18 protein-coding genes are annotated in these 16,413 nt (G+C 63.9%); 6 read left to right on the top strand and 12 right to left on the bottom strand.

Annotated features, from left to right (window positions below; genetic code table 11):
- The first annotated feature begins 4 nt into the window (after positions 1-4).
- The 3 genes from FVD38_RS00300 to FVD38_RS00290 are packed head-to-tail and all read left to right on the top strand — an operon-like array spanning position 5 to position 3,403.
- On the top strand, positions 5-811 hold the full coding sequence (locus tag FVD38_RS00300; RefSeq protein WP_147933015.1) for an enoyl-CoA hydratase/isomerase family protein: 807 nt from the start codon (positions 5-7) through the stop codon (positions 809-811).
- 14 nt (positions 812-825) lie between these two features.
- On the top strand, positions 826-2,277 hold the full coding sequence (locus tag FVD38_RS00295; protein ID WP_147933014.1) for an aldehyde dehydrogenase family protein: 1,452 nt from the start codon (positions 826-828) through the stop codon (positions 2,275-2,277).
- 37 nt (positions 2,278-2,314) lie between these two features.
- Positions 2,315-3,403, top strand: a complete 1,089-nt coding sequence (locus FVD38_RS00290; protein WP_147933013.1) for a porin — start codon at positions 2,315-2,317, stop codon at positions 3,401-3,403.
- A 34-nt stretch (positions 3,404-3,437) separates the two neighbouring features.
- On the opposite strand, the gene FVD38_RS00285 is transcribed toward FVD38_RS00290, so the two are convergent.
- Positions 3,438-4,373 (bottom strand): LysR family transcriptional regulator, encoded by a 936-nt coding sequence (locus tag FVD38_RS00285; protein WP_147933012.1) that lies wholly within the window; start codon positions 4,371-4,373, stop codon positions 3,438-3,440.
- Between the two features lie 148 nt (positions 4,374-4,521).
- On the opposite strand from FVD38_RS00285, the gene FVD38_RS00280 reads away from it, so the two are divergent.
- Both FVD38_RS00280 and FVD38_RS00275 read left to right on the top strand, forming a co-directional pair.
- On the top strand, positions 4,522-4,986 hold the full coding sequence (locus FVD38_RS00280; RefSeq protein ID WP_147933011.1) for a DUF421 domain-containing protein: 465 nt from the start codon (positions 4,522-4,524) through the stop codon (positions 4,984-4,986).
- 151 nt (positions 4,987-5,137) lie between these two features.
- Entirely contained in the window at positions 5,138-5,737 is a 600-nt protein-coding gene (locus FVD38_RS00275; RefSeq protein ID WP_147933010.1) for a CHRD domain-containing protein, read from the top strand.
- Here the strand turns inward: FVD38_RS00275 and gluQRS are convergent.
- The 11 genes from gluQRS to FVD38_RS00220 form a co-directional block, all read right to left on the bottom strand.
- Positions 5,709-6,644: a tRNA glutamyl-Q(34) synthetase GluQRS gene (gluQRS, locus tag FVD38_RS00270; protein ID WP_147933009.1), complete on the bottom strand. Its 936-nt coding sequence runs from the start codon at positions 6,642-6,644 to the stop codon at positions 5,709-5,711. The genes FVD38_RS00275 and gluQRS overlap by 29 nt on opposite strands.
- 4 nt (positions 6,645-6,648) lie before the next feature.
- Complete coding sequence (locus tag FVD38_RS00265; RefSeq protein ID WP_147933008.1) at positions 6,649-7,140, bottom strand: nuclear transport factor 2 family protein; 492 nt, start codon at positions 7,138-7,140, stop codon at positions 6,649-6,651.
- Between the two features lie 80 nt (positions 7,141-7,220).
- Entirely contained in the window at positions 7,221-7,628 is a 408-nt protein-coding gene (gene rnk / locus FVD38_RS00260; RefSeq protein WP_147933007.1) for a nucleoside diphosphate kinase regulator, read from the bottom strand.
- A gap of 339 nt (positions 7,629-7,967) precedes the next feature.
- On the bottom strand, positions 7,968-8,654 hold the full coding sequence (locus FVD38_RS00255) for a thiol:disulfide interchange protein DsbA/DsbL (RefSeq protein ID WP_147933006.1): 687 nt from the start codon (positions 8,652-8,654) through the stop codon (positions 7,968-7,970).
- A gap of 160 nt (positions 8,655-8,814) precedes the next feature.
- Positions 8,815-10,116 carry a citrate synthase gene (gltA, locus tag FVD38_RS00250; protein WP_147933005.1) on the bottom strand — a complete coding sequence of 434 codons (1,302 nt, stop codon included), beginning with the start codon at positions 10,114-10,116 and terminating at the stop codon, positions 8,815-8,817.
- Between the two features lie 96 nt (positions 10,117-10,212).
- Positions 10,213-10,491 carry an FAD assembly factor SdhE gene (locus FVD38_RS00245; protein ID WP_005666165.1) on the bottom strand — a complete coding sequence of 93 codons (279 nt, stop codon included), beginning with the start codon at positions 10,489-10,491 and terminating at the stop codon, positions 10,213-10,215.
- Between the two features lie 235 nt (positions 10,492-10,726).
- Positions 10,727-11,437 carry a succinate dehydrogenase iron-sulfur subunit gene (locus FVD38_RS00240; protein WP_123069828.1) on the bottom strand — a complete coding sequence of 237 codons (711 nt, stop codon included), beginning with the start codon at positions 11,435-11,437 and terminating at the stop codon, positions 10,727-10,729.
- 48 nt (positions 11,438-11,485) lie between these two features.
- A complete protein-coding gene (gene sdhA / locus FVD38_RS00235) occupies positions 11,486-13,264 on the bottom strand; it encodes a succinate dehydrogenase flavoprotein subunit (RefSeq protein WP_147933004.1) in 1,779 nt (592 codons plus the stop codon).
- A 2-nt stretch (positions 13,265-13,266) separates the two neighbouring features.
- Complete coding sequence (sdhD, locus tag FVD38_RS00230; RefSeq protein ID WP_109346929.1) at positions 13,267-13,635, bottom strand: succinate dehydrogenase, hydrophobic membrane anchor protein; 369 nt, start codon at positions 13,633-13,635, stop codon at positions 13,267-13,269.
- A gap of 3 nt (positions 13,636-13,638) precedes the next feature.
- Entirely contained in the window at positions 13,639-14,064 is a 426-nt protein-coding gene (gene sdhC / locus FVD38_RS00225) for a succinate dehydrogenase, cytochrome b556 subunit (protein WP_183407442.1), read from the bottom strand.
- 270 nt (positions 14,065-14,334) lie between these two features.
- The gene (locus FVD38_RS00220) at positions 14,335-15,099 is read right to left on the bottom strand and encodes a GntR family transcriptional regulator (RefSeq protein ID WP_123069830.1); all 765 of its coding nucleotides are present in this window, start codon (positions 15,097-15,099) and stop codon (positions 14,335-14,337) included.
- Between the two features lie 321 nt (positions 15,100-15,420).
- Here FVD38_RS00220 and FVD38_RS00215 point away from each other — a divergent pair, with 321 nt between their 5' ends.
- On the top strand, positions 15,421-16,410 hold the full coding sequence (locus FVD38_RS00215; protein ID WP_147933003.1) for a malate dehydrogenase: 990 nt from the start codon (positions 15,421-15,423) through the stop codon (positions 16,408-16,410).
- Positions 16,411-16,413: the final 3 nt, after the last annotated feature.

Genomic DNA, 16,413 nt, shown 5'->3' with positions numbered 1-16,413 from the left:
CAGCATGACCCAACTGAATCACCCCGCCCACAGCCTGCTGGCCAATCTCGAAGGCTTCCGGGTCGAGATCGACGCCGGGCGCCAGCGCGCCGACATCGTCCTGTCGAACGGCCCGTTCAACATCATCTCGATGACCCAGCGCGAGCAGCTGCGCCTGGTATTCGAGTCGCTCGACGCCGACGAGCGCGTGCGCGTGATCGTGCTGCGCGCCGACGGCCAGCACTTCTCGAGCGGCGGCGACATCCGCGGCTTCCTGGAGGCAAGCCCCGAGCATGTGTCGAAGCTGGCCTGGAACATCGCCGCCCCGACCCGCTGCAGCAAGCCGGTGATCGCCGCCAACCGCGGTTTCTGTTTCGGCGTCGGCTTCGAGATCTCGCTGGCCTGCGACTTCCGCCTGGTCACCGACACCACCTTCTACGCGCTGCCGGAACAGAAGCTGGGCCAGATTCCGGGCTCGGGCGGCTCGGCGCGCCTGCAGAAGATGGTCGGCATCACCCGCACCAAGGACATCGTGATGCGTTCGCGCCGCATCCCGGGCCAGCAGGCCTATGACTGGGGCGTGGCCACCGAGTGCGTGCCGGACGCCGAACTCGAAGCCGCCACCGACCGCCTGGTCGACGAACTGCGCGCGTTCTCGCCGATCGCCCAGCGCACCGCCAAGAAGCTGCTGAACGATACCGAGGATTCGCCGCTGTCGATCGCCATCGAGCTGGAGGGGCACTGCTACAGCCGCCTGCGTTCGTCGAACGACTTCCGCGAGGGCGTCGAAGCATTCCATGCCAAGCGCCCTCCGGTCTTCGACGGCTCCTGAGGGGAAGCGCTGACATGAGCGAACTGCACGCACGGAACTACATCGATGGCCAGTGGCAGGAGGCGGCTAGCGGCACCACCGGCATCAGCCACGATCCGGCCAGCGGCGCCGTCATCGGCCGCTTCGCCGCCAGCGCCGCGGAAGATGCCCGGCGCGCCATCGCCAGCGCGCGCCGGGCCTTCGACGAGTCGCACTGGGCCCACGATGCGCGCCGGCGCCAGATGGTGCTGCTGCAATGGGCCGACCGCCTGGAGCAGTGCACCGCTCTGGCGGGCCTGCTCACCCACGAAAACGGCAAGGTGCTGCCCCAAGCGCACGGCGAAATGGCGGCCGCGATCTCCGAGATCCGTTACTACGCCGGGCTGGCCCGCCACATCCCTGGCCACTTCATGGAAGTCGAGCCGGGCGCCTACTCGGCGACGCTGCGCGAGGCGGCCGGTGTGGCGGCCCTGATCATTCCGTGGAACGCGCCGGTCGTGCTGCTGATCCGGTCGCTGGCGCCGGCGCTGGCGGCGGGCTGCACGGTCGTGGTCAAGCCCGCGCACCAGAGCGCCCAGATCAGCGCCGCCGTCCTGCGCGAACTGGCCGCCGTCGAGACGCTGCCGCGCGGCGTCGTGAACCTGGTGCTGGAACAGGGCAGCGAGGCCGCCCAGGAACTGGCCACCTCGGCCGACGTGGACGTGCTGAGCTTCACCGGCTCCAACCTGACCGGCCAGCGCATCATGGCCGCGGCCGCGCCGACCATGAAGAAGCTGTCGCTGGAACTGGGCGGCAAGTCGAGCTGCCTGGTGTTCCCCGACGCCGACGTCGGGGCGGTCGCGCGGCGGCTGGCGACGGCGGCGACGATCATCTCGGGCCAGCAGTGCACCGCGGCGCGCCGCGTGCTGGTTCACGCCGCCTGCTACGACGCCATGAAGGAAGCGCTCAAGGGCGCGCTGGCGGCAATCGTGGTCGCGCCGGGCACGACGCCGGGCGCCGGCATGGGGCCGCTGATCGACGCCGATGCGCATCGGCGCGTGTCGGCCGACGTGGCGCGCGCGCTGGACCTGTGCGACGAAGTCGTGCTGCGCGGCGGCCGGCCAGATGGCCTGCCACCCGGGGGCCACTTCATGACGCCGACGCTGGTGGCGCATGCCGACGCCTCGGCCTTCTTCACGCAGGAAGAGATCTTCGGACCGTTCGTGGTGCTGGAGCGCTTCGAGGACGAGCGGCAGGCGGTGGCGCGCGCCAACGATACCGTGTTCGGCCTGTCGGCCAGCGTCTGGACCGCCGACGGCGACCGCGGCATGCGCCTGGCCCGCGCGCTGCGCAACGGCACGGTCTGGATCAACGACCACAACCGCCTGTTCGCGGAAGCCGAAACCGGAGGATACCGGCGCAGCGGCATCGGCCGCCTGCACGGCTATGAAGGACTGGCGGACTTCCTGGAGTCCAAGCACATCTTCCGCGACGCGGGCCTGCTCTGATCAGCGCCCGATAAAAACTACAACGACTGGAGACACCATGAACCACCTCACCAGAGGCGCGCTCGCGCTCGCCTTCGGCATCGCCACGTCCAGCGCCAGCGCGCAATCCTCGGTCCAGATCTACGGCATCGTCGACAGCGGCGTGGTGCACACCACCAATGCCGACGCCGAGGGCGACTCGATCACCAAGGTGCCGTCGCTGACCGGCTCGTTTCCGTCGCGCATCGGCTTTCGCGGCACCGAAGACCTGGGCGGGGCCCTAGAGGCATTCTTTGTGCTGGAAACCGGCATCGCCATGGACAGTGGCGCGCTTGGCCAGGGCAACCGCCTGTTCGGCCGCGCCGCCCACGTCGGCCTGAAAGGCGACTGGGGCGCGCTGACGGTCGGGCGGCAAGTGAATATGACGTATATCGCGACCATCAAGACCGACGTGATGGGGCCGAACCTGTTCGCCATCAGCAGCATCGACGGCTACCTGCCGAACGCACGCTCGGACAATGCGATCGGTTACATGGGCAATGTCGGCAACCTGGTGGTGGGCGCCACCTGGAGTGTCGGACGCGACGCTTCCAGCGCCGGGGGACCGGCCGCCACCAACTGCGCCGGCGAAGTGGCAGGCGACGCCAAGGCCTGCCGCCAGTACACCGCCCTCTTGGGCTGGGAGACGAAGCGCTGGGGCGTGATCGGCTCCTACGACAAGCTGCATGGCAACAGCGGCGCCGCCTTCGGCCTGACCAGCAGCGCGCATACCGATGTGCGCACCACCCTGAACGGTTACCTGATGCTGGGAACGACGCGCCTGGGCGCCGGCGTCATCCACCGCGACACCACTGCCGCCACCGGCCAGGCGCTGTCGAACCTGTGGTACCTCGGCGCCAGCCACCCCATGGGACCGTTCACGCTCGACGCCCAGTGGGCCAGGCGCGACCTCAGGGATTCGCCGTCCGACGTGTCGATGCTGGTGGCGCGGCTGACGTATTCGCTGTCCAAGCGCAGCCACGTCTACGCGGCGGTGGGCCGCATGGACAACGACGGCGCGTCGGCGATCGCCCTGGACGCCGGCGGCACAGTGGGAGCCGGCATGGCGCAGAACGGCGTCATGGTGGGCCTGCGTCACCACTTCTGAGCGGGACGTTTCCCGGCGCCGTGCCTGGCGCCGGCTAGGCCGCGGCGTCGGGCGTATCCACGGTGGCGCCGGGCGCACGCAAACGCAGGTTCGCCGCCAGCATCGAAATGAACAGCCTGGTGGCCGGGCTGAGCGGCCGCCGTGGATTCGACACGCTCACCACGCGCCGCACCAGGCGCGGCGAGACGATGCTGTGGGCGCGCAGGCTGCCGTCGTAAAGTTGCCGGTGCACCGCCACGCGCGGCACGATGGTCGCCATCCGGGTCTGCTCGACCAGCGTGATCGTCGCGACCAGCGAATCGATCTCGAACTTGGGCGCCAGCTCGATATTCTCGCTCTCGAAAAAGCTGTCGATATTGGCCCGCAGGCCGTGGCCGCGGGTGGGCAGCACCAGGTCGAGCCCGAGCCCTGCCATCTGGCGCAGCGTCATGCAAGGCGCAAGGGTGCCTTCGAAACGATGGCCGACGATCAGCACCATTTCTTCATCGATGATGTGTTCGACGTCGAGCGCCAGCGGACGTCGCGGCTTGTTGACGATCGCGGCATCGAGCCGTCCTTCCGCGACCCGGTCCGCCAGCACGCTGGTGTAGCCGTCGCTGACCGACACGTCGACCCCGGGATACTGGCGTGAAAACGCGCCGAGCGTCTCGACCAGCACGCCTTGCGTGATGGAGGCGATCAGGCCGATATTGACATGCCCGCGGATCTCGCCTTCGCTGCTCAGCATCTGCGCCTCGGCATTCGAGAAGTCGCGCATGATCGGCAGGAACAGCCGGTACATCTGGCGCGCCGCGTCGGTCGGCACCATGCCGTGCTTGGTCCGTTCGAACAGCTTCTGGCCGAGATGCTCTTCGAGCCGGCCGATCTGCATGCTCAGCGCCGGCTGGACGATGTGAAGACGGTGCGCCGCGCGCGTGACCGTGCCCTCTTCGTACAGGGAAATGAAATAATGAATCTGACGGAAGTCCATGAGGCGAAACAGTGCGCGCCGGAGCTGACTGAAAGGAACATCATACCTTAGGGAGAACTGCTGGCCGGAGGGAGGCGCACGCTTGAACAGAAAATTGTTAATAAAGTGATTACAATTAGCTGTACAGACTCAAGCCTGCGGAGGGCGCATGTTCGATCTCGATCTACCCTGGTGGGAACTCATCGCGCGCGGCGCCATCGTGTATTGCGCGCTGCTGGTCATGATGCGCCTGTCCGGCCGCCGCACCGTCGGCCAGTTCACCCCGTTCGACTTGCTGGTGGTGATGCTGCTGTCCGAAGCGGTGTCGAATTCCATGACGGGCGGCGACGAATCGCTGCTTGGCGGCCTGGTTATCGCGGCGACGCTGGTGGCGCTAACCGTGCTGTTCGCCTTCGTTACTTCACGCAGCAAGAAGCTCGAAGAGCTCATCGAGGGCAGCCCCGTGCTGATCGGCCGCGACGGCGTATTCTTCGACAAGGTCATGAAGCGCTGCCGTCTCTCCGACAGCGACGTCGAGGAAGCGCTGCGCGAGGCCGACTGCCCACGTCCCGAGATGAAATGCGCCTTCCTCGAGGCGGATGGGCGGATCAGCGTCCTGCGTAATCCTCAATAGCCTCATCGCTCTTGCCAGAACTGCCGAGATTTCTCAGCAGCCTTTGACCTCCCGTACGGTGTGGGCGGACTAATCCTGCTGTGCTAATTTTTTGGGCACCGCTGCCAATCCGGCGGCGCGATTGGTTTCTTTCCTGTTCAGGAGGTCTACCATGAAACGAGCCCTTACCGTGCTAGCGCTGGCCGCGTCGACGCTGGCCGCCACCAGCCAGGCCGCGCCGGTCTACTACCGCGCGGTTGCCAGCGGCCCCGCCGAAGACATTCCCAACGGTTCGCCTGGGTCGAGCATCTCGGCCTTCGAGATCGACGACCTCACCCTGCGCGCCGAGGTGCCGTTCCGTGACCTGTCCAGCCAGACCATCAGCGCCCACATCCATTGCTGCACGGTGGACGCCTTCCGCGGCGTGGGGCCGGTCGCCATTCCCTTCACCGACTTCCCGCTGCAGGTCACGGCCGGCGCCTACACGGCCACCTTCGACCTGGGCGCCCCCGCAGTCTACGATCCCGACTTTTTGGCCGCCAACGGCGGCACGCCGCAGCTGGCCAGTGGCGCGCTCATCAATGCGTTCAACGGCAACCAGGCCTATGTCAACATCCACACCGAACGCTATACAGGCGGCGAAATCCGCGGCTTCGCGGTCGCGGCGCCGATACCGGAGCCGCATACCTGGGCGATGATGGGGATGGGCCTGGGCATGCTGGCGCTGCTGGCGCGGCGCCGTTTTATTCCGCAGCCGCGGCTGGCGAAGTAGTTTGCGCGGCGGCACGGCGCGCGAGCAGCCGGCCCCATGCAGGGATCGCCGCCTGCCAGAACTCCTGGCGCGAGCGCGGCGGCGCCAGTGCGAAGTCCAGGTCGAGGTCGAGGAAACGGGCCGCCTGCACCAGTGCGGCCACGCCGGCGGGTTCGTCCCCCGCCGTCACCGCCAGCGCGCCGGTCTGCTTCGACAATTTCTCGCCGTTCTCGTTGCGCACCACCGGCACGTGCAGGTAGCGCGGCGTCGGCACGCCCAGCAGGCGCTGCAGGAAGATCTGGCGCGGTGTCGAATCGAGCAGGTCGGCGCCGCGCACGACGTCGGTCACGCCTTGTTCCGCATCGTCCACCACCACCGCCAGCTGATAGGCCCAGAAGCCGTCGGCGCGCTTCAGGACGAAGTCGCCCGAGTCTAGCGCCAGATGCTGCGTGACTTTGCCCGAGAAGCGGTCGGTGAAGGTGACCTCGTCAAGACCGGCCTCGGGCACGCGCACGCGCAGGCTACGCATGGTGCGGTCCGGCCCCAGGCCATGGCGGCAGGTGCCGGCATAGATGGCCGCGCCGTCGGGGGCGAAGCCAAGGCGCGAATCGGCGATCTCTCGCCGGTTGCAGCCGCAGGGATAGGTGTCTTGCGCGATTCGCTCGGCCGCCGCCTGGTACAGGTCCTTGCGATGACTTTGCCAGACGATCTCGCCGTCGGCGTGCATGCCCAGCGCATCGAGCAGCGCAAGGATGCCCTCGGCCGCACCTTGCACGCTGCGGCCCTCGTCGACGTCTTCGATGCGCACCAGCCAGGTGCCGTCGTGCCAGCGCGCGTCGAGGTAGCTGGCCAGCGCCGCCACCAGCGAACCGGCGTGCAGCGGGCCGGAGGGAGATGGGGCGAAGCGGCCGATATAAGCTGGGTTCACTTGCTTACTTCTTGGCCTTCTTCTCGTGCTCGGCGATGATGCCGGTAACCTGGTCGACCACTTCGTTCGGCACGGCGACCGACAGCTGGTAATGCACGATCTCAAAACCCTTGGCCGTCTTGCGGATCACGCCGCTGGCCATCGCATGGCCCATGTTCTTGGTGTCGAGTAATTCGTCGAACCAGATCAGCGACTTGTCGGCCGACGCATAGACGTTACGGCGGGTCGCCTTGAAAGTCCAGGCCGACTTGGCATCGAAATACTTCTTCGACCAGGCCTTGAATTCGTCGCGGGTCCACAGCTCGCTGCGGTCGGTGCCGATGTAGACACCGTCCTTGGCGATCTTGTCGAAATAGGCCATCCGCGTGTTTGCCGCGTCGTCGTGCCATCCGTCGACGAAGGCGTTGACCTGCTTCGTCAGTTCGGCATCGGTGGCGGCGTTGGCAGCGCCAATCAGGCCCAGGCACAGCAAGCAGGCGGTCAGGAAGCGTTTCACGAAAAGTCCCTTCGATAGAGTTTGAGCGCAGTTATTGTACACATGCAAATGTGCGAACAACACACCACGCTCAGCTCCTGCTATCGGTGCAACTCCCCTGCCCGTTCCGGCTGGTAGTCGATGTCGAGCACGATGGCCTCGAAGGTGCCGCCGCCCGGACGTTGCCAGGTGATGCTGGCGCCGACGCGCAGGCCCAGCAAGGCGGTGCCGACCGGCGTCAGCACCGACAATTGCTCGCCGCTGTCCTTCATGTCTTTCGGGTAGCTCAGGGTCATGGTCACGTCTTCGTCGGAACCTGCGAAGCGGAAGCGCACGCGCGAGTTCATGGTGACGACGTCGGGCGGCATGTCCCACGGCTCGACCATTTGAGCACGCTCGAGTTCGCTCAACAGGGCGTCACGCGCATTGGATTGCGCGGCGGGAAGGCGGTCGAGGATGCGTTCGAGACGCTCGAGGTCGAGCCAGGATACGACGATGGAAGGTTTCATGTGTTCTCCACAAAATGACCGGATAAGGTCAAGAATGATGACGGCGCCTGCATGGTCGATGCAGACGATTCAGTGAATGGAGGCGGCCCGGGAGGATGGACAGGCGCTGGCCTGCCGTGTTCCTCACCGAGCCCGGGAAAGCCGGGCGAGGTCGAGGCTGGAAAGGTGCGCCGCTCGGCGCGATGCCACGCGCACGCGCACGCCAACAGCGCCCAGAGGCGATGCGGTGTCAAACGGTGGTAGGCAAAATGGATTCATGGCGGGCGGCTGGAACGATTAGCGCAGTATAGCCCGCTTTGTCGTCCAGTCAACCGGCGGCTGATCTGGACGATGGCTTATTTACTTGCTGGCGGCAGCCTTGCTCACGAGGGCGTCGAGCACCTGGCCGGTGGCCGTCATCAACTGGCCCACGTCCTGGATCTTGTTGGCTTGCCGCACCGCATCGGGCGACACGACGTACTTGCCGTCGATGACCACGGTCGGCGTGCCGCTCACCTTGTAGGCGTTGGCGATCTGCGACAGGCGCTTGAGCCTGGTCTGCACGCCGAACGAGTTCCACGCTTCCATGAATTTCGCCTTGTCCAGGCCATTGGCCGAGGCCCAGGCGATGATGTCGTCGTCCTTCATCAGGCGTTTGCGTTCGACGTGCACGGCGCGGAACACGCGGTGATGGTATTCATCGAGCTTGCCCATCGCTTCCAGCGTCAGGAACAGGCGCGCTTCCGGGTCAAGCGGCCCCTGGAACGGCAGCGGGATGCGGCGCATGACGATATTGTCGCCCTGCTTCTTCGCCCAGTTGACGAGGGTCGGCTCGAATGCGTTGCAGGCGCCGGAGTGATAGGCGAAGAACTCGATCACTTCGACCTTCTTGCCCACGGCCTGGGTCGCCTGCGGCTGTGCCAGGGTGGTGAATTCGGCGCCGTTGCGCGGGTCGGTGGGCGACGCGTTGGCGACACCCGCAGCGAGTGCGGCCGCAACCAAGACAAAATGCGGGGCAAAGTGCGGGGCAAAGCGCATGAGACGCATATCTTTCCTTCGGCAAATAAGTGGACGAAGGCGAGATTACCACTTTTTCATGCCGCGACTGCCGGAGAAGCTGTGCAGGACTGGGAACGCCGGGCCTCGAAAAACAGCGTCAAATAAAAAAGCGGGCCGAAGCCCGCTTTCCGATCACGCCGCGTTCTAATTAACGCTTGTCGATCGCTGGCACGTCGCGCACCGGCGAACCGATGAACAGCTGACGTGGACGGCCGATCTTCTGCTCTGGATCGGCGATCATTTCGTTCCACTGGGCGATCCAGCCGATGGTACGGGCCATCGCGAAGATGCCGGTGAACATCGAGGTCGGGATGCCCAGCGCCGATTGCACGATGCCCGAGTAGAAGTCGACGTTCGGGTACAGCTTGCGCGACACGAAGTATTCGTCGTTCAGGGCGATCTTTTCCAGTTCCATCGCCAGCTTGAACAGTGGGTCGTCCTGCAGGCCCAGCTCTTCCAGCACTTCGTGGCAGGTTTCGCGCATCAGCTTGGCACGCGGGTCGAAGTTCTTGTACACGCGGTGACCGAAGCCCATCAGCTTCACGCCCGAGTTCTTGTCCTTGACCTTCTCGATGAAGGCTGGGATGTTCTCGACCGAGCCGATTTCCTTCAGCATGGTCAGTGCGGCTTCGTTCGCGCCGCCGTGGGCAGGGCCCCACAGGCAGGCGATGCCGGCTGCGATACAGGCGAACGGGTTGGCGCCCGACGAACCGGCCAGACGGACGGTCGAGGTCGATGCGTTCTGCTCGTGGTCCGCGTGCAGGATCAGGATACGGTCCAGGGCGCGCACCAGCACGTCGTTGACCTTGTATTCTTCGCACGGGTTACCGAACATCATGTACATGAAGTTGGCGCTGTACGACAGGTCGTTGCGCGGGTACATGAATGGCTGGCCGACCGAGTATTTATAGGCCATCGCGGCCAGCGTCGGCAGCTTGGCGATCAGGCGGATCGCCGAGATTTCGCGCTGCTTGGCATCGTTGATGTCCAGCGAATCGTGGTAGAACGAGGCCAGCGCGCCGACGGTGCCGACCAGCACCGACATCGGGTGCGCGTCACGGCGGAAGCCACGGAAGAAGAAGTTCATCTGCTCGTGGATCATCGTGTGCTTGGTCACGGTGTCGCTGAACGTCGCCTTCTGCTCCGCGTTCGGCAGTTCGCCGTTCAGCAGCAGGTAGCAGGTCTCCAGGAAGTCGCAGTTGACGGCCAGTTGCTCGATCGGGTAGCCGCGGTACAGCAGCTCGCCCTTGTCACCGTCGATGTAGGTGATGCTCGAGTTGCAAGCGGCGGTCGACATGAAGCCAGGATCGTAGGTGAACTTGCCGGTCTGGGCATACAGCTTGCGGATGTCGACGACGTCCGGGCCGATGGTGCCCTTGTAGATTGGCATGTCGACCGACGGGCTGCCGTCCGAGAACGACAGGGTGGCTTTGGTATCAGAGATGTTCATGGCACTTCCTTCTTGTGGGAGTGGGTTCTACAAAATAAAACGAAACCGGAGGGCGCCGCGACCAGCCCGCGAGGCAGACCGGATGCCCAATTTCGCTTACGCTTGCCGCAACCGCGCCAACAAGGCACGCACATGCGGCAGGTCGACTTCGCCGGAAGGCTCGGAGCGTCCCAGCAGCAGGTCCATCAACGGGTTGTCCGCCAGATCGAGCAGGCGGGTCAGCGCATCGACCTCTTCGTCGGTCAGTTCTTCTTCGTGCGCATCGAGGAAGCGCGTGAGAATCAGATCGTTCTCGAGCAATCCCCGGCGTGCGCGCCAACGCAGGCGGGCACGGTTGGCGGGATCGGATTGATGCGCGTTTGCACTAGGTTTCACACTAGAGTCCGTTGTGGGTTCGACATCATACTCCGGCTGCCGCGATTCGGCAGTACGGTACTTTTACTGTATTGCTTCGGCATATTTAGTGCCGATAAGGGTGATGCACACGTCCGTTGAACGCGTGGACGGGGGACCGACTCGGCGTCCCTGTCCACCCTACGGATACCGGCGCTCAACGCACGTCTGCACACCACATGCGGCGCCATCCGGGCCGCCGCATGCATGGCGCCAATTAAATGGCGCGACGAACCAGCAGTTCCTTGATCTTGCCGATCGCCTTGTTCGGATTCAGGCCCTTCGGGCACACGTCCGTGCAGTTCATGATCGAGTGGCAGCGGAACAGGCGGTACGGGTCTTCCAGGTTGTCCAGGCGGTCGTTGGTCGCTTCGTCGCGCGAGTCGGCGATGAAACGATACGCTTGCAGCAGGCCGGCCGGGCCGACGAACTTGTCCGGGTTCCACCAGAACGACGGGCACGAGGTCGAGCAGCAGGCGCACAGGATGCATTCGTACAGGCCGTCGAGCTCTTCGCGCTCTTCCGGCGACTGCAGGCGCTCTTTCTCGGGCTTGATCGAATCGTTGATCAGGTACGGCTTGACCGAGTTGTACTGCTTGAAGAAGTTGGTCATGTCGACGATCAGGTCGCGCACCACCGGCAGGCCCGGCAGAGGACGCAGCACGATCGGCTGGGTCAGCTCGTTCAGGTTGGTGGTGCAGGCCAGGCCGTTCTTGCCGTTGATGTTCATCGCGTCCGAACCGCACACGCCTTCGCGGCACGAGCGGCGCAGGGCCAGCGAATCGTCGACGTCCGACTTGATGCGCTGCAGGGCGTCCAGCAGCATCTTGTCGGTGTCTTTCAGCTCGACGGTCACGTCTTGCATATAGGGCTTCGAATCCTTGTCCGGATCGTAGCGGTAGATTTTCAGTTGGACGGTGCGTGCCATTTGATTACCTGTTCTCGGCCGGAACATCGGTTCCGGCCATGGAAAATATTAGAAAGTACGGGCCTTCGGCTTGAAGGTGTCGACGGTCAGCGGTTTTTGCACGACAGGCTTGTAGTCGAGACGGTTGCCTTCCGAGAAGAACAGGGTGTGCTTCATCCAGTTCTCGTCGTCGCGGTTCGGGAAATCGCTGTGGGCGTGGGCGCCGCGCGATTCCGGACGCGCCGCTGCCGACACGATGGTCGCCTTGGCAGTCTCGATCAGGTTGTCGAGTTCCAGCGCTTCCACGCGGGCGGTGTTGAACACCTTCGACTTGTCCTGGAACGACACGTGCTTGCGACGCTCGTCGAGCTTCATGATTTCGGTGACGCCCGTCTCCAGCAGTTCCTGGGTACGGAACACGCCGCAGTATTTCTGCATCGTGGCGCGGATATCGTTGGCGACGTGCTGCACTTTTTCGCCGCCGACCGAGGTCTCGAGCTTGTTCAGGCGCGCCAGGGCGAAGTCAGCCGCGTCCGCTGGCAGTGGCTTGTTCGACTTCTGCTTCAGGTTCGACGCGACGACGTGGTTGCCGGCCGCGCGGCCGAACACCACCAGGTCGAGCAGCGAGTTGGTGCCCAGGCGGTTCGCGCCGTGGACCGAGACGCAGGCGCATTCGCCAATTGCGTACAGGCCATTGACGATCTTCTGGCCGCCGGCGCCGTCAGGCGCCACCACTTGACCGTGGATATTGGTCGGGATGCCGCCCATCTGGTAGTGGATGGTCGGGACGACCGGAATCGGTTCCTTGGTCGCGTCGACGTTGGCGAACTTGTGGCCGATTTCCAGGATCGAAGGCAGGCGCTTCTCGATGGTGTCCTTGCCGATGTGGCGCAGGTCCAGCAGCACGTGGTCTTTATTCGGACCGCAGCCGCGGCCTTCCTTGATCTCCTGGTCCATCGAACGCGACACGAAGTCGCGCGGCGCCAGATCCTTCAGGGTCGGCGCATAGCGCTCCATGAAGCGTTCGCCATTCGAGTTGATCAGGATACCGCCCTCGCCGCGCACACCTTCGGTGATCAGGACGCCGGCGCCCGACACACCCGTTGGGTGGAACTGCCAGAACTCCATGTCTTGCAGCGGCAGGCCGGCGCGCGCCGCCATGCCCATGCCGTCGCCGGTATTGATGAAGGCATTGGTCGATGCGGCGAAGATGCGGCCTGCGCCGCCGGTGGCGAAGATGGTGGTCTTCGCTTCCAGGATCATCACGTCGCCGGTTTCCATTTCCAGGGCCATCACGCCAACCACGTCGCCGTCGGCGTCGCGGATGACGTCGAGGGCCATCCACTCGACGAAGAAGTGGGTACGGGCGCGGACATTTCGTTGATACAGCGTATGGAGCAGCGCGTGGCCGGTACGGTCGGCCGCGGCGCAGGCGCGCTGGACCGGCTTTTCGCCGAAGTTCGCGGTGTGGCCGCCGAACGGACGCTGGTAGATGGTGCCATCGGGATTGCGGTCGAACGGCATGCCGAAGTGCTCGAGCTCGTACACGACCTTCGGTGCTTCGCGGCACATGAATTCGATCGCATCCTGGTCGCCCAGGTAGTCGCCACCCTTGACGGTGTCGAACATATGCCAGTACCAGTCGTCCTCGCTCATATTGCCCAGCGAGGCGCCGATGCCGCCCTGCGCCGCAACGGTGTGCGAGCGGGTCGGGAAGACTTTCGACAGGACCGCAACGTTCAGGCCGGCTTCGGCCAGTTGCAGCGAGGCGCGCATGCCGGAACCGCCGGCGCCCACGATGACCGCGTCAAAACGACGGGTTGGAATTGCAGTTTTGATTGCTGCCACGATTACACACTCCACAGAATTTGCACGGTCCAGGCGGCGCAGGCGATCAGCCAGAAGATCGTTGCGAGCTGGAGCAGCAGGCGCAGGCCTGCGTTCTTGACGTAGTCCATCCAGATGTCACGGATGCCGACCCAGGCGTGGTAGTACAGCGCCAGGAAGGTCACCAGCGAGAACAGCTTGAACCACTGCTGGGCGAACAGGCCGGCCCAGCCTTCATAGGTGAAATTCTGGCCGGTCAGGAAGGAGACCAGCAGGACGACCGTGTAGATCGCCATGACGATGGCGGTGACGCGCTGCGCCAGCCAGTCGCGGAAGCCGTAGTGGGCGCCGACGACCATGCGGCGTGGGCCGATATTATTCTTCGTTGCCATGATTTAAAACACTCCGAACAGTTTCAGGCCGACCAGCGCGGTCAGCAGCAGGCTGATGATCAGCACCCAGCGCGCGGTCTTCTGGGCAGCGTCCTTGTCCAGGGCAAAGTGATTGTCCATGAACAGGTGGCGGATGCCGGCGGTGAAGTGGTGCAGGTAAGCCCACGACAGGCCCAGCAGGATGATCTTGACCAGCGGGTGCGACACGATGCCGGCAAAGTAGCCGAACGTCGATTCCGACAGCAGGCTCTGCTGGAACAAATACAGCAGGAACGGCAGCATCAGGAACAGTCCGGCGCCGCTGACGCGGTGCAGGATCGACACGATCGCCGACGGCGGCATGCGATATTTCGTCGTGATATCGCCGATTCCGACGTTGCGATACACCGGCCGCCCTTTCTTGCTTGCTTCTCTCACGGCTTCCGACATGATGGTACACCTCCCATTTATGACAAATTTTTGTATGAACCCTGCATTCTTGCCGATTTCACGTCCTGGTCCGGGAAAGTGGGACCAAGCCAGCGGGACAGCGAGCGGCGAACCGGGTCATGTCCGTCGCGTACCCAAAACCAATATATTTTAATCGCATTCGTGCGATTGCCGCAGAGGGGAGTTTTATCCCCTTTGGCTATTTTCCGAACTATTTGAAAAGACAGAAAACAGAGAATATTTACTCGGCTGTTTTCAGCTTTATTCTCCTCACGACAATTCGTTCAAATAATGATGTTTCACGGTCGAGTACAGCTCGCGGCGCAGCTCGACGGCCTTGTCGCCGTAGGTGAACGACACCCGCTCACCCAACAGCAGCGGCGTGCCTGGCGCCACCTTGAGGTGCTCGGCCGTGGCCGCGTCGGCCGACACCGCGCGGATCTTCTCGGTCGCGCGAATCATGCGCGTGCCGAACTCGGTTTCGAACAGACCGTACATCGGGCCCTTGTATTCCTGCAGCCGCTCCGCGCTCAGGCCCTTGAACAGCTGACCCGGCAGCCACAGCTCTTCCAGGATGGTCGGCTGGCCGTCGAACGATTGCACGCGCTTGATGTAGACCACGGCGTCGCCCGATTTGAGATCGAGCAGGCGCGCGACCTCGGCCGGCGCACGGATGCGCTTGACCTCAAGGAAGCGGTTCTCCGGATGATGGGGGAGCCCTTCATCCGGCATCAGTCGCAGGAAGCGGAAATGGGCGCGTTCTTCGGCGTGGCTGGCAACGAAGGTGCCCTTGCCCTGGCGCCGCAGCACGAGGTTTTCGGCAGCCAGTTCGTCGATCGCCTTGCGCACGGTGCCCTGGCTGACCTTGAAACGGGCCGCCAGCTCGACTTCGCTCGGCATGAGTTCTCCAGGTTTCCACTCACCGGCCTGCAGGCTCTGGGTGATCAGCGCCTTGATCTGCTGGTACAGGGGCCGGAACGACGGCGAGCCACTGCTGACAGGATCAAGGGCCGGATTGGATGGGGCGGAATTCATAGACCGCGATTTCACCACAAAAGTGCATGACCGTCCAGTATTAGAGGTCTTTAGATATGTGTCTTATATAAGACATATGATATTGAATTGACAGACCAAACGGCAGAGGAATACACTCATGGCCGACCGGGAGTCGGCGCCACTCTTGACATCATTGTACGCGCGCGACACCCGTCTTTCGACCTTGAAGGCTTGAAGAGCGCTTTTGGTATCATTGCAGCTTCATCAAACCGCAGTGAAGGCAATTTGTAACCAAACAGGCGTATGCTCGGCGTCGACCTTCGGCGCAAACCGTTTTCATTCCCACTTTGGAGATTCATCATGGCTAAAACCCCAATGCGCGTCGCCGTCACCGGCGCGGCCGGCCAGATCGGCTATTCCCTGCTGTTCCGCATCGCCAACGGCGACATGCTGGGCAAGGACCAGCCGGTCATCCTTCAGCTGCTCGAGATCGACAACGAGAAGGCACAGAAGGCGCTCAAGGGCGTCATGATGGAAATCGACGACTGCGCATTCCCACTGCTCGAAGGCATGACCGCCCACTCGGACCCGATGACCGCCTTCAAGGACATCGACGTCGCCCTGCTGGTCGGCGCCCGCCCACGCGGCCCTGGCATGGAGCGCAAGGACCTGCTGGAAGCCAACGCCCAGATCTTCACCGTGCAAGGTAAAGCGCTGGACGCCGTCGCTTCGCGCAACGTCAAGGTGCTGGTGGTCGGCAACCCGGCCAACACCAACGCCTACATCGCGATGAAATCGGCCCCGAACCTGCCGGCCAAGAACTTCACCGCCATGCTGCGCCTGGACCACAACCGCGCACTGTCGCAAGTGGCCGCCAAGACCGGCAAGGCCGTCAAGGACATCGAAAAGATGGTCGTGTGGGGCAACCACTCGCCGACCATGTACGCCGACTACCGCTTCGCCACCGCTGGCACCGAAGCCGTCAAGGACCTGATCAACGACCAGGAATGGAACGCCAACACCTTCCTGCCGACCGTCGGCAAGCGCGGTGCAGCGATCATCGAAGCGCGCGGCCTGTCGTCGGCCGCGTCGGCCGCCAACGCAGCGATCGACCACGTGCGTGACTGGGTGCTGGGCACCAACGGCAAGTGGACCACCATGGGTATCCCTTCGGATGGTTCCTACGGTATCCCAGAAGGCACCATGTTCGGCTTCCCGGTTACCACCGAGAATGGCGAATACACCATCGTCCAGGGCCTGGACATCGATGCCTTCTCGCAAGAGCGCATCAACCTGACCCTGAAAGAGCTGGAAGAAGAGAAAGCCGGCGTCGCTCACCTGCTGGGCTAAGTT

Origin of the sequence: Massilia arenae (assembly GCF_008014745.1) — a bacterium.
In the GTDB taxonomy this organism is placed as follows: domain Bacteria; phylum Pseudomonadota; class Gammaproteobacteria; order Burkholderiales; family Burkholderiaceae_D; genus Telluria; species Telluria arenae.
Note: the sequence above shows the minus strand (reverse complement) of the source record. Positions and strands in the feature narration are given on the sequence as shown.

Coding starts and splice junctions, on each gene's coding strand:
- FVD38_RS00300 (WP_147933015.1), top strand. CDS start 5: ATGACCCAACTGAATCACCCCGCCCACAGCCTGCTGGCCAATCTCGAA.
- FVD38_RS00295 (WP_147933014.1), top strand. CDS start 826: ATGAGCGAACTGCACGCACGGAACTACATCGATGGCCAGTGGCAGGAG.
- FVD38_RS00290 (WP_147933013.1), top strand. CDS start 2,315: ATGAACCACCTCACCAGAGGCGCGCTCGCGCTCGCCTTCGGCATCGCC.
- FVD38_RS00285 (WP_147933012.1), bottom strand. CDS start 4,373: ATGGACTTCCGTCAGATTCATTATTTCATTTCCCTGTACGAAGAGGGC.
- FVD38_RS00280 (WP_147933011.1), top strand. CDS start 4,522: ATGTTCGATCTCGATCTACCCTGGTGGGAACTCATCGCGCGCGGCGCC.
- FVD38_RS00275 (WP_147933010.1), top strand. CDS start 5,138: ATGAAACGAGCCCTTACCGTGCTAGCGCTGGCCGCGTCGACGCTGGCC.
- rnk (WP_147933007.1), bottom strand. CDS start 7,628: ATGAAACCTTCCATCGTCGTATCCTGGCTCGACCTCGAGCGTCTCGAA.
- FVD38_RS00255 (WP_147933006.1), bottom strand. CDS start 8,654: ATGCGTCTCATGCGCTTTGCCCCGCACTTTGCCCCGCATTTTGTCTTG.
- gltA (WP_147933005.1), bottom strand. CDS start 10,116: ATGAACATCTCTGATACCAAAGCCACCCTGTCGTTCTCGGACGGCAGC.
- FVD38_RS00240 (WP_123069828.1), bottom strand. CDS start 11,437: ATGGCACGCACCGTCCAACTGAAAATCTACCGCTACGATCCGGACAAG.
- sdhD (WP_109346929.1), bottom strand. CDS start 13,635: ATGGCAACGAAGAATAATATCGGCCCACGCCGCATGGTCGTCGGCGCC.
- sdhC (WP_183407442.1), bottom strand. CDS start 14,064: ATGTCGGAAGCCGTGAGAGAAGCAAGCAAGAAAGGGCGGCCGGTGTAT.
- FVD38_RS00220 (WP_123069830.1), bottom strand. CDS start 15,099: ATGAATTCCGCCCCATCCAATCCGGCCCTTGATCCTGTCAGCAGTGGC.
- FVD38_RS00215 (WP_147933003.1), top strand. CDS start 15,421: ATGGCTAAAACCCCAATGCGCGTCGCCGTCACCGGCGCGGCCGGCCAG.